The organism is Pelatocladus sp., assembly GCF_059505505.1.
The window spans coordinates 96,856-108,891 of sequence record NZ_JCACKS010000219.1 but is presented as its reverse complement, the minus strand read 5'-3'; the positions used below and the strand labels follow the sequence as shown (position 1 = coordinate 108,891).

The following is a 12,036-nucleotide window of genomic DNA, read 5'->3' as shown; positions in this document are numbered from 1 at the left end:
AACTGGTTTACAAACTGTTGTTACTGTACTTCATAAACCTGCAATACGCTGTATGAACTGGAAGACGTTGCACTGCAACGCCTCTACTAATGAATCATGATGTTGCTCAATCGAAACTCAAATTCTAAATTTTAGCTTCTTCCTTCACCAACTTATCCCAGCCCAAATCTTTGAGACTATTATTGCGACGGAGTGGACGAGTAACTAACTCCAGAATGTCACGAGCATTAGTAAAACCGTGAATTTGAGCAAAAGTAAATTCCACAGACCATTTAGTATTAATTCCCCGTGCTTCTAAGGGGTTGGCGTGAGCCATACCAGTAATTACCAAGTCAGACTTTAACTCATAAATTCGTTGGACTTGGTTGTAATTATCTGGTTTCTCAACAATCTTGGGTATAGGTACACCCATTTCCTTACAAGTCTTCTCCAGCAAGGCTAATTCAGCAGCTTGGTAGCGCTTGTCCATATAGGGGATACCAATTTCATGCACAGTCATTCCGCAGCGTACCAAGAATCGTGCTAGGGAAACTTCTAACAAATTGTCACCCATGAAAAATACAGACTTACCACGAATTAGTTTGACGTATTCTTCCAAACCTTCCCAAATTTGGGCTTCTCGTTCGTCTAAACCTTGCGGGGTAATACCAAACACCGAGCAAATTTTCTCAATCCAAGCACGGGTTCCGTCTGGCCCGATGGGGAAAGGTGCGCCGATGAGTTTGCATTTGCGACGACGCATCAGAGTTGTAGCAGTACGGCTGAGGAAAGGATTGACACCAGCTACATAATACCCTTCTTCAATGACAGGCAATTCTGTAAAACGTTTGGCGGGTAGCCAACCAGAAACTTTAATACCTTGTTTTTTCAGTTCTAGAGTCAGCTGAGTAACTACGGGATCGGGGAGTGAACCAAATAGTACTAGCGGTGGATGATCGACGTATTCAGACTCTTCTTCAGCAACTTCTTCTTTTTTCTTACCAAAGTTGAGAAGTTTTTGAATGGCGTTACGCTCGTTTTTCTCTGCTTCTACCACAGAAACTTTATCTGGACAACGCACAGCCATTGCTGCTAACACCGTGTCTTCCCCTTGGGTGAAGGCGTAGTCTAAGCCATTAGCACGGGCGACAACAATCGGAATACCAATTTCGCCTTCCAACTTGGGGGCCAAGCCTTCTAAATCCATTTTGATGATTTCGGTGGTGCAAGTGCCGATCCAGACAATGACACTGGGGTTGCGATCGCGCTTAATCTGCAAGCACAAGCGCTTTAATTCCTCATAATCATTCAATTGTGCCGAAATGTCACCTTCTTCTAACTCTGCCATTGCGTAACGGGGTTCTGCAAAAATCATTACCCCCATGGCATTTTGCAGGAAGTAGCCACAAGTTTTTGTACCAATTACCAAAAAGAAGCTATCCTCAATTTTTTGGTACAACCAAGCGACACAGCTAATTGGACAAAAGGTGTGATAATTACCAGTTTCACACTCAAAATTTAAAGCTTCTGGTTGAGCAACAGTCATTTTAATATATTCTCCCCTTAAATTTTTTAAGTTAAGAGTTAAGGGTCATTTGTCATTCGTGAATACAAATGACAAATGACAAACTCCTAACTCTGTATTTACGTGTTGGGGAAGAGACGGGCGATATCCGAGTCATCAAAACCGTTATTTGATATTTCTTCCCCAAAAAAATCTGTATTTGATTCACCCTTGAGGGAACCAGTCTCAGTACTCCAAACATCTGACAACACATCAGCAAATTCGTTTTCTTCAGGTGCAGCTGTGGCGGAGATTGTGTTGTCTGTTTCCTTTATTGCATCAAAGGAAATATCGCCAAATTCATCTGCTGCATCTGGGTGAGATGTTTGCTGGAATTCGTTGTCAGAATTGTGATCTTGGGACGGGAAATTCTCACTGGAGCTATTGAGATGTTCCGTTGCCATTGCTCTGAGTTCATCCCGTACCATTGTATCGGAAACCATGAGGGTTTCTTCATGGTCGTGGGTCATTTCCAAATCAGGGGCGATCGCATCTTTGTCAAAATCATTTGTCAATGTTTCACCATGGGATGTTGCTTGCATGGCGATTAATGATTCATCTTCTTCTAGCGATTCCTCTGATTTGGGAGTAACGCGGTTCCCCAAAGCAATATCAGGATCAAAATTTAAGTCCAGTACCTCAACCAAAGTATCTGCATCAGGATTCAATTTAGAAAAAGGTAGCATTAACTGTGCTAGCTTCGGTTCCAGCGCGTTAGCCACTCCCAGGATCAGGTAAGATGGTGGTCGCTTGCCGCCATCAGGCGTGTAGACTGATTCTACCTCCATGTGCAGTTTAATCCAGTCGCGATTCGCTTGGAAAAATTGCAACCATTTTTGCTTTAATGAATCTGTAAAGCTATAGAAGAAGGCCATATTCCCATCCTGAGAAAAATGATTTATACAATCATCAAGTCTAATTCTTCTTCCGGATTAGGAACCTGTGGTTTATTCGGATTTAAGTAAAAATCAGACAATAAAGAGAATAGTTCCCGATCTTGGGCATCTTTAGGTACAACACCTTCGGGTAGTGATAGAAGTTGGTCGGCGATGCTTAAATAATAATCGCAAACGTAGCTCAAAGAGGGTTCTACATCTGCCATTTCAAACAAAGTCTTGCCCTTGACGCGGGAAACACGGATATCTTCAATCAGAGGTAAGACTTCTAAAACTGGCATCGGTACAGATTCTACGTATTTATCGATCAAGTCACGCTTAGATGTGCGATTCCCAATCAACCCAGCTAGACGCAGTTGGTGAGTTCTAGCTTTTTCCCGGACAGAAGCAGCAATGCGGTTCGCAGCAAACAAGGCATCAAAGCCGTTATCAGTCACAATTATGCAGTAGTCTGCGTAATTCAGAGGTGCTGCAAAACCACCACAAACAACGTCGCCTAGAACGTCAAATAAAATGACATCGTATTCATCAAAAGCGTTGAGTTCTTTCAGTAACTTTACTGTTTCGCCAACCACATAACCGCCACAACCAGCACCTGCGGGTGGACCACCTGCTTCTACGCAATCTACACCACCATAGCCTTTGTAGATTACATCTTCTGGCCAAATGTCTTCGTAGTGAAAATCCTTTTCTTGCAGAGTATCAATAATCGTCGGAATCAAGAAACCGGTAAGAGTGAAGGTGCTGTCATGTTTAGGGTCGCAGCCAATTTGCAAGACTTTCTTGCCGCGTTTGGCTAAAGCGACGGAAATATTACAGCTAGTTGTAGATTTACCGATACCGCCTTTTCCGTAAACTGCTAATCTCACTGTTTTTTGCCTCTTATGGTTTTTTTATAAATAAAACAATTGGCTCAAACACTTGCAGCACCGCGTGCAACAGCGATGTATTAAGTCTTCGAGTGTCATTATTATCGAAAAAAAGCTGAAAATAAAGGGGACTTAAAAATAAATTATGTTGTAAAAACAAGCTTTTTAATTTATAAAATTGACTAAAAGATATTTTGTCTATTTTAAACCTTTAAAGGCCTAAAAAACAAAAAAATAAAGCTTTTATAGTATTAAAATATGTAAAATAGTAACAATAAGCAAAAAAACTTCTTTCCTTGATTGATATAGTTTTCATCAAATAGAACTTATGCTAGAAGAGTATTAATACTCTATACTGACCAAGTGGAACTTAAGAACATCAAACAGCAAGTCTATCGTTGTGGCAAAGGATAGACTTGCTGTTTCAGCTTAAAAATAGCTAATAATTTCTGTTGTCAAAATTCTCAGTTCAAATTGAAATATGATTCTTAGCAAAAAATATAGACAGTTGTAAATTAACTACCAAGATCAGCGATCGCTAATTTTGAGTCATGACTCAGAAAATATAAAAAATTATTACATTTAAAAAATAATCGGAACGGGTAATAGGGAATATGGTTGTAAGCTAAAATCAGTTTTTGTATCCTTTGGGGATGTGAAGCAGCAAGTTTCAAAGCGATCGCTTTATCGCCTACCTTAGATCTTGTACCTAGCCTTGGTGATTAGAAATCGCGGCTACACAAACCAAGTCCGCCTGCGCGAACTAACGTAAAATCAAGGCTTTTAAACCGCGTAGGTGGTCGCTACGCGTCATGTCTGTTTAGCCGCGACTTCTAGTGCAAGAGTGCAAGATCTAAGCTACCCAATCTCTAAAGCTTCAATTTCTTGCAATGATTGCCAACCAGGATACCATTGGGAACGATCTTCGAGTAACTTAGCATTTATCCAAAAGCGGACATTAGGGTCACAAGAAGAAACCATTTCCGCATATACCCACTTACCCTGATTTTTACGGTTGACAACTTGGAAGTGTCGCCAACCATCTACCTTTATTTGTGCAGTCCACTTAGAACCAACTAAGTAAGGAAACTTTTGTTTTTTGGTCATTGGTCATTGGTCATTTGTCAAAGAAGGATTTACTCTATTTTCAAATTAAAAGGTAAACGAGCATACACTCCTTGGGGATCGTTCATCTTTTGTAGAGTCGCAAGTTCAGCTTTGAGTTTTTGTAATTCAGTTGCTAGCGAATCTGGTAATTGGAGTTTTTGCTGATCCAAGTTCACAGCAGCGTGTGTTTGTTCTGGAACTTTTCCTAATATGCGTTCTCCCAAACTCCCATATTTGGGATATTCTTGTAGTTCCCAGTCATTTCCCAGTTTTGCTTGTTTAGCAGCGTAGGCAATAGCAGCATCTAAACCACCAATTTCATCCACTAAACCAATATTTTTGGCTTCTGTACCTGACCAAACCCGACCTTGAGCAATTTCTGCTACCCTTGTTTGGGGAATTTTCCGACCTTGGGCAACTTTACCAAGAAATATATTGTAAATTTTATTGACACTACGTTGGTAAATTGCCAATTCTTCAGAAGTTTTGGGACGAGAAAGAGTTTGACTATCGGCATAGCGTCCAGTTTTAACTGTATCCCAAGTTATGCCGTTGTCATTGGCTAATTTTTGGGCATTAAACAGTAGTCCAAACACACCTATTGAACCCGTAATTGTATTAGGTTCAGCAAAAATACGGTTAGAATCGCTAGCAATCCAATAACCACCGGAAGCAGCAACATCACCCATCGACACAACAACTGGTTTTCGATCGCGAGTTAAACGTACTTCTCGTTGCATCACTTCTGCTGCTGTCGCACTACCACCAGGACTGTTAATCCTTAAGACGATCGCTTTGATATCCTCATCTTGTTGTAGTTTGCGGAAAATTCTGGCAAAACTATTACCGCCTATTTCCCCATCGCTACCTTGACCATCGACAATTTCTCCCTCAGCATAAACTACAGCAATTTTGTTTTGAGAATTGCGTTCCGTCCCTAAAGATTTACCGGGGACTTGCGCGTATTCACTTAGGGAAATTTGCCGGAAGCTTTTGTCATCTTTGTCGCTATCTGTCAACTTTTTGAGATCGCTAACCACTTCATCAAAATACCCAAGTTTATCTACTAAACCATTATTCTTGGCTTGATCTGCTTGCAAAAAGGCTTGGTTATCTGCGATCGCTTGCAATTTTCCAGGAGTAATTTTACGACTATATCCGACTGCATTACGCCACTCTGTCCAGATATCATCTAATAATTTCTGAGTTTGTTGGCGATTTTCTGGACTTAGCTTAGTAAGTACAAAGGGTTCAACTGCTCCCTTGAACTTTCCTACTCGCACAACTTGCACCCCGATACCATATTTTTGTAATGCGCCTGCCAAAAACATAGGTTGGGAACTCAAACCATTGATTTCCATAGCTCCCAATGGGTTAAGCACAATTGTATCGGCTACCGAACTTAGGTAATATTCCCGTTCTCCCCAGTCCATACCGTAGGCTACTACCTTCTTACCAGCAGCACGAAACTTTTGTAGAGCTTGGCGAATTTCTTTAAAAGTAGCAAAGCCTGCTGTATTTTCACTTTCAGAAATACGAGTCGCATCTAAATAGATACCAACAACACGCCGATCACGTCGTGCTTTTTCGATACTATCCAGAATAGTGCGGAGGCTCATTTGCTTTTCCTCTTCACCTGAGATTACTTTTTGTAGCAATTCACTAGAACTTGGCTCTCCATCAGTAATTTTCGTTGATAAGTCAAACACTACCACTGACTTATCTTTGACAACTGGTCCAACATCTCTAGAGGCTGCAAATAACAGCAACAACAGTCCTGTAGTTCCTAAACCAAAAAAAATAAATAATCCCAGGATACTTCCAACTAAGCTAGCAAAAGTTTGTTTAATAAAATTCTGCATATTGTTTTTATTTAGTCATTGGTCATTGGTCATTGGTCATTGGTCATTGGTCATTGGTTAGGAGCATTCTGGCGGGGGAGCATCCCAAATTTTAAAAAACCCGCGTGCGATTGAAATCGCAGTCTCACAGTTCAAGTCTGCTTAAAGCAGACTACTTGATTTATTTGAGTCGTCTGAAGACGATTTTTGCTATTAGCTAACGGTTTAAACCAGCAGTATATTGAAAAAATTGGGATGCTCCCATTTTGCCCGTACTTTAAAAGAAGCCGCGCAGAGCGCGTCTACGCCCGTACTAACTACCAATAACCAATTAACTACAACTACTTTATATATACTTATTTTATGGGTTCTAAACTCCCTAAAGATTGTAATTGCCTAATAGTAGCGTTGCCAGTACAAAATAGCACTGTAGTGATTTCAGCAATTAATACTTCACCCAAGTCGTAAACAGCAGCTTCTGAAGAAGCAGCCGCTTGCAAAAATGGCATTGCTAAACCAGCTACATCTGCTCCCAATGCCAAAGCTTTTGCTACGTCCAGTCCATGACGCAATCCACCGGAGGCAATTAGAGGTACTGTTGGTGCAACTGCACGAATGCTGGTGATGCACTCCGCCGTTGGTAAACCCCAATCTGCAAAGGTTCGACCTAAACGGCGTTGTAAGGGATTTTCTGCTCGCTCACTTTCCACTTTTGCCCAAGAAGTGCCACCAGCACCAGCCACATCAATTGCTTTTATTCCTGCTGCAATCAGCTTCTGTGCCATTGTTGCTGAGATACCATTGCCTACTTCTTTGGCAATTACAGGAACGGATACCTTGTCGCATAAATTAGCTATTTTGTCAAATAAGCCTCTGAAATTTATATCACCTTTGGGTTGAATACACTCTTGTAGTGGATTGAGGTGCAAAATCAGGGCATCAGCTTCGAGAATATCAATAACTCGTACACATTCTTCTAAACCGTAATCATAGTTGAGTTGAACAGCACCCAAATTGGCAAACAGGAGAACATCGGGCGCATATTTGCGGACGGCGAAGGTTTCAGCCACAGAAGGTTTTTCCACAGCTATGCGTTGAGAACCGACACCCATAGCAAATTTATAGTGTTGAGCAACTTCTGCTAGCCGACGGTTAATCATTCCTGCTTCTGGAGTTCCTCCAGTCATGGAAGAAATTAACAACGGTGCGCCTAATTGCTTCTCTAGAAAATTAGTACTCAGATCAATCTCATTGCGATCGAGTTCCGGTAAACAACAATGGCTAAAACGATATTTTTCTAGTCCATTGGTGGTTTGTTGGAATTGCACATCTTCTTCTAGACAAATGCGGATATGGTCGGCTTTACGAATTTGGGTAGTGGCGGATGGGCTAATGGGCATGTTCACGGGTAGGTGTTTTTCTAGGATATTATTTCTATTGTGTCAGTACTAGGCATGGTGTGGAATGGGTAATGATCTGCCGCTCCTCATAGATTTGTGCTTGCAACAGCAAAATGTATTGTTAGTATGAGGAATTTTACGTAATCACAGACTTGACAGTGGTAGTATTCATTAATCTTTCTTATAATCGCCTTTATTGAAAGTGAATGCTGCTGACAATTTCGACTACACATCAGCCTGCTACAGAGCTAGGCTACCTACTACATAAACATCCAGATATTTGCCAGTCTTTTACTTTTCCCTTTGGACAGGCACATGTATTTTATCCAGAAGCAGATATACAGCGTTGTACGGCGGCGCTGCTGCTGGAAATTAACCCTGTGAAATTAGCACAAAGACGTGGTTCAAGTACTGAGCAATATCTGAGCGATCGCCCTTATGTTGCTTCTTCGTTTTTAAGTGTGGCGATCGCACAAGTCTTCAATACAACTCTTACTACTCCTTCCCAAGAGAGACTGAAACTAGCACAAACTCCTATTCCCTTAGTAGCAAGATTATCTGTTGTACCCTGTCGGGACGGTGAAGGGTTGCTGCGACAATTATTTGAACCTTTGGGCTACTCTGTCAGCACCACAGGTCATCTGCTTGATGAAAAGTTTCCAGAGTGGGGGCAGAGTCATTATTATACTGTTGAACTACACCACACCCTGACTCTTGCCGATCTTTTAAGTCATATCTACGTGCTTATACCAGTATTTGATGATGATAAATACTACTGGATGAATGACGAAGAAGTCGAGAAGCTACTGCGTCATGGTGAAAGTTGGCTGAATACTCATCCAGCACGAAAACAAATTATCAAAGGTTACCTCAAACGCTGAAACAATCTGACCGATAATTCCGAGCAAAGTACAAGAAAGCGGATAAATCCTGGGACTCAATCCCCAATCGTTCGACTGAGCGTCTCGTACTGAGCTTGCGATGCACTGAGCGCCTGCGCGGACTCTTTATTTTATTTTTGAAATTTAAAAATAATTGCTTTTCTTATTGAATCACAATAACATTTTGATTTTATTTAACCTAAAAATAACTTGTTTTTAATGTTAATAAAATAATTCAATTAACCTAAATATAATCTGTTTTTAATGTTTGTTATTTAGATTTATATTGTTAACTTTTTTCATCCGAATTTAGGTGTATAAACAATAAACATAGATCTTGCCTGTATTTTACCAAAAAAAATTGATGTATTTATCAAGTTATTATTTTGATAATAATAACTCGCTATGCTTTTTTGGCAAGAATAAATTAATCAATAGATTCTAGATTTAATAGCTTCATTGTGAAAGGGTTTGACTTATTTATCCCTAGTAGTAATGGGGTGGAAAAGATTCGTATATACAGATGTTTTGATATTCAGTTTCTAGAGCAAGTCTTTACTGATATCACCTTGCTTTTTTTCACTAAAAGTTGATGTAATTAACACTGCAAGAGAGGAAAATTAATGTCTAAATTTAGTCGCAGACAAATTTTAGTATTTTTTGCTGGTAGTGCTGGTGCTGCTGTAATAGGAGACAAACTTATAAATGGTGTTTCCAGTATTGCCGAAGCAAAAATTGTACCATTGAGATTTACACCTGTACGCTTACCCCATCCTTTACCAATTTATCAAGAGCTAAATAGTTATTTACCAACAGGAATTGAAAAAGGAGAAGTACGTAAGGCTTCTGGAGATGCAAAATTAAATAGCTACACAGTTATCGATGATGTGGTAGTTCCACCAGAGTACGATCGCTATGTCATAGTTAGTTGGGGCGATCGCGTATTTCCCAACGACTATGATTATGTAGGTTACAACTGCGACCACACTAGTTTTATCTCGATTGATAGAGACTTGAATCCTGACCCTAGCATTAACAAGAATGATGGCTACTTATTCGTAAATCATGAATATATTAGTTATCCTATTTCTGAATTAGCACCAGAAATTCCATCTGATCTCAAAGGAAGCGGATTCCCCACTACATTTAGTCAAATAATTGGGTGGAATTTACCCTCCCAAAGAAACATTGAACTAGACGGAGAATTTTTATATAACCTGGGTGCATCTGTTGTCCGTATCTCTCGCCGCAATCGTTCTAATCGTAGCAATAAATTCCAAGTTGTCAAAGATTCCAACAACCGCCGCATTCATGGTCTTTCGGGATTAGGAATCAACAGCCAACGCAGTGATGAATATAAAAATGTTACTGCTTGGGGAAGTCGTCCCCATCAGCAAGGAGATCAAAACTATTTAATTGGTACAGGCCCAGGTGCAACTGAAGTTTTTACCATTAGCGCCGACGGACTAGGTAATAAAATTATTGGTACAGCCTACAACTGTTCTGGTGGTACAACTCCTTGGGGAACTGTATTAACTGCTGAAGAAAACTTCCAAGGAAGTGCAGAATTTTTTGTGGGTGTGACTGAGTTTGTCAAACCTGATGGTACTCAAACAGGTTACACAGATGATACAGTTGGCAAAACCTTTGGTTTAGTAGGGGAAAAATACGGCTGGATGGTAGAAATTGATCCGGCCGATGCAAATTTCCGTCCCCGCAAACACACTTGGTTAGGTCGTTTCCGCCACGAAAATATTGCTGTTCGCGCCGAAGCAGGTAAGAAATTAATCGGTTACATGGGTGATGACAGACGCGGGGGACACACTTGGAAGTTTGTCAGCACAGATACCGTATCTAATCCAACTGATCAAAACAACAGTAAGTTGTGGGAAAGTGGTATTTTGTATGTTGCCCGTTATAATCCAGATGGTACAGGTAAATGGATACCTTTGCTTATAAATACTTCCACTGATCCCATAGCACCCAGCGTTCTTTCTGAAAAAGAATTTGCTGCTTTAGGTTCAGCACAAAGAAATGGTTTGATCAAACTACCCAAACGTAAAGGTATTGCGAAACAAACTAGCGATGGTGGTGCATTTAACTGCGATCGCACCAATGAAGCAACAGCACTACCTGATTATCAAGGTAAAAAGTTATCTGACTTTTATCCTAACCAAGGTGCTATTCTCTGTGATGCTTTCCTAGCTGCAAACCTGGCTGGTGGAACCCCCACAGCACGTCCAGAAGACTTAGAAGTTCATCCACTCACCAAAGAAGTATTTATTTCCTATACCGATGGTGCGCCAGGAAGTGATGGTTATCCTGATTCCCGCGTTTTCCAAGTTGCTAAGTTAAGCACAGATCCAAATGCAACTCAGCAATCAGGTGGACTTTACAAAATTATTGAAGATAGCACCGATGGTACAGGTCTTAGTTTCCGGTGGGAAAGATTTAAACAAGGTGGAGAAGCTGGTTCTGAAACTGGGGCTGGTTTTGCAAATGTAGATAACTTAGTTATTGATTTTCGAGGTAACGTTTGGGGTGTGACAGATATGTCCACCGATACCCATAATGGTTTTAGTATAGGTGCTACTGGTACTCCAAACACCATCAATCATACAGCCAGTGGTAATGTTTCCAGTTTTACAGGTGTTTTTGGTAATAACTGGCTGTTCTTTATTCCTACTTTTGGACCAAACGCAGGAACAGTAATACCTTTTGCTCAAGGTCCAGTGCGTTGTGAGATGACAGGCCCAACTTTTGTCGGAGATACGTTGATTATTGCGATACAGCATCCTGGTGAAAATTGCCCAGTTAATGATGGCACAATATTGAACCGTAGTATTGAAATACTAGATTTGGATGGAAAGACATTCAATCAGACTCGTACAGTACCCCGTGGTAGTAGCTGGCCTAGCAATATGTCTACAGAAGATGGTGGTAAAGCTGATCCGAAAGGATTTCCAATTCCATCTGTAATTGGTATTTACCGCAAAGAGGGTAAAGGTAGGTTTATTTAACAGTTAACAGTTAACTGTTAACTATTATCATTAAATCATTCGCTCCAGACAAGATCCCCGACTTCTTTAAAAAGTCCGGGATCTGATACCATTTCCATATGAAGACGCATAGAAAGAACCCCACCGCCTTTGGCAACCCCAAGGGGGACACGGGGGATAAGGGAGAAGAATCGCCTTGAAGCGAGAATTTTTGAGTTCTGATATCTTGCACCAACCCTATATCCCGCCTCAGAATTAATTGGTGAGGCTAATAGCGTAAGTCCGTTAAAACTGACTCAAACACTGTCCTAGTCAGATTTATCTGACTTTAGCTATTAGCCAATAAATTTATTTATTGGCGGGATGAAAAGCTGATGCAAGATATCAAAGTTTGAAACCAGAATTTTGAGGTTCTAAACCAGAATGTTGAGGTTTGAAACCAGAATTTTTTGGTTTCAAACCAGAATGTTGGGGTTCTAAACCAGAATGTTGAGGTTTGA

7 protein-coding genes and 1 pseudogene are annotated in these 12,036 nt (G+C 40.6%); 2 read left to right on the top strand and 6 right to left on the bottom strand.

Annotated features, from left to right (window positions below):
- Nucleotides 1-124 precede the first annotated feature (124 nt).
- The 6 genes from AC5JMK_RS20140 to fni form a co-directional block, all read right to left on the bottom strand.
- Nucleotides 125-1,525: a ferredoxin:protochlorophyllide reductase (ATP-dependent) subunit N gene (locus AC5JMK_RS20140; protein ID WP_096673733.1), complete on the bottom strand. Its 1,401-nt coding sequence runs from the start codon at nt 1,523-1,525 to the stop codon at nt 125-127.
- Between the two features lie 98 nt (nt 1,526-1,623).
- Entirely contained in the window at nt 1,624-2,418 is a 795-nt protein-coding gene (locus tag AC5JMK_RS20135; RefSeq protein WP_096673735.1) for a DUF5331 domain-containing protein, read from the bottom strand.
- Nucleotides 2,419-2,441: 23 nt separating this feature from the next.
- Nucleotides 2,442-3,308 carry a ferredoxin:protochlorophyllide reductase (ATP-dependent) iron-sulfur ATP-binding protein gene (gene bchL / locus AC5JMK_RS20130; protein WP_096673737.1) on the bottom strand — a complete coding sequence of 289 codons (867 nt, stop codon included), beginning with the start codon at nt 3,306-3,308 and terminating at the stop codon, nt 2,442-2,444.
- An 858-nt stretch (nt 3,309-4,166) separates the two neighbouring features.
- A complete protein-coding gene (locus AC5JMK_RS20125) occupies nt 4,167-4,415 on the bottom strand; it encodes a TIGR02450 family Trp-rich protein (RefSeq protein WP_096673740.1) in 249 nt (82 codons plus the stop codon).
- 29 nt (nt 4,416-4,444) lie between these two features.
- On the bottom strand, nt 4,445-6,277 hold the full coding sequence (gene sppA / locus AC5JMK_RS20120; RefSeq protein ID WP_096673742.1) for a signal peptide peptidase SppA: 1,833 nt from the start codon (nt 6,275-6,277) through the stop codon (nt 4,445-4,447).
- 335 nt (nt 6,278-6,612) lie between these two features.
- Nucleotides 6,613-7,662, bottom strand: a complete 1,050-nt coding sequence (fni, locus tag AC5JMK_RS20115; protein ID WP_096673745.1) for a type 2 isopentenyl-diphosphate Delta-isomerase — start codon at nt 7,660-7,662, stop codon at nt 6,613-6,615.
- A gap of 200 nt (nt 7,663-7,862) precedes the next feature.
- Between fni and AC5JMK_RS20110 the strand changes: the two are divergent.
- Both AC5JMK_RS20110 and AC5JMK_RS20105 read left to right on the top strand, forming a co-directional pair.
- A pseudogene (locus AC5JMK_RS20110) lies at nt 7,863-8,534 on the top strand (3' terminal RNA ribose 2'-O-methyltransferase Hen1); the annotation flags it as partial.
- A 626-nt stretch (nt 8,535-9,160) separates the two neighbouring features.
- Complete coding sequence (locus AC5JMK_RS20105; protein ID WP_096673750.1) at nt 9,161-11,557, top strand: PhoX family protein; 2,397 nt, start codon at nt 9,161-9,163, stop codon at nt 11,555-11,557.
- Nucleotides 11,558-12,036 lie beyond the last annotated feature (479 nt).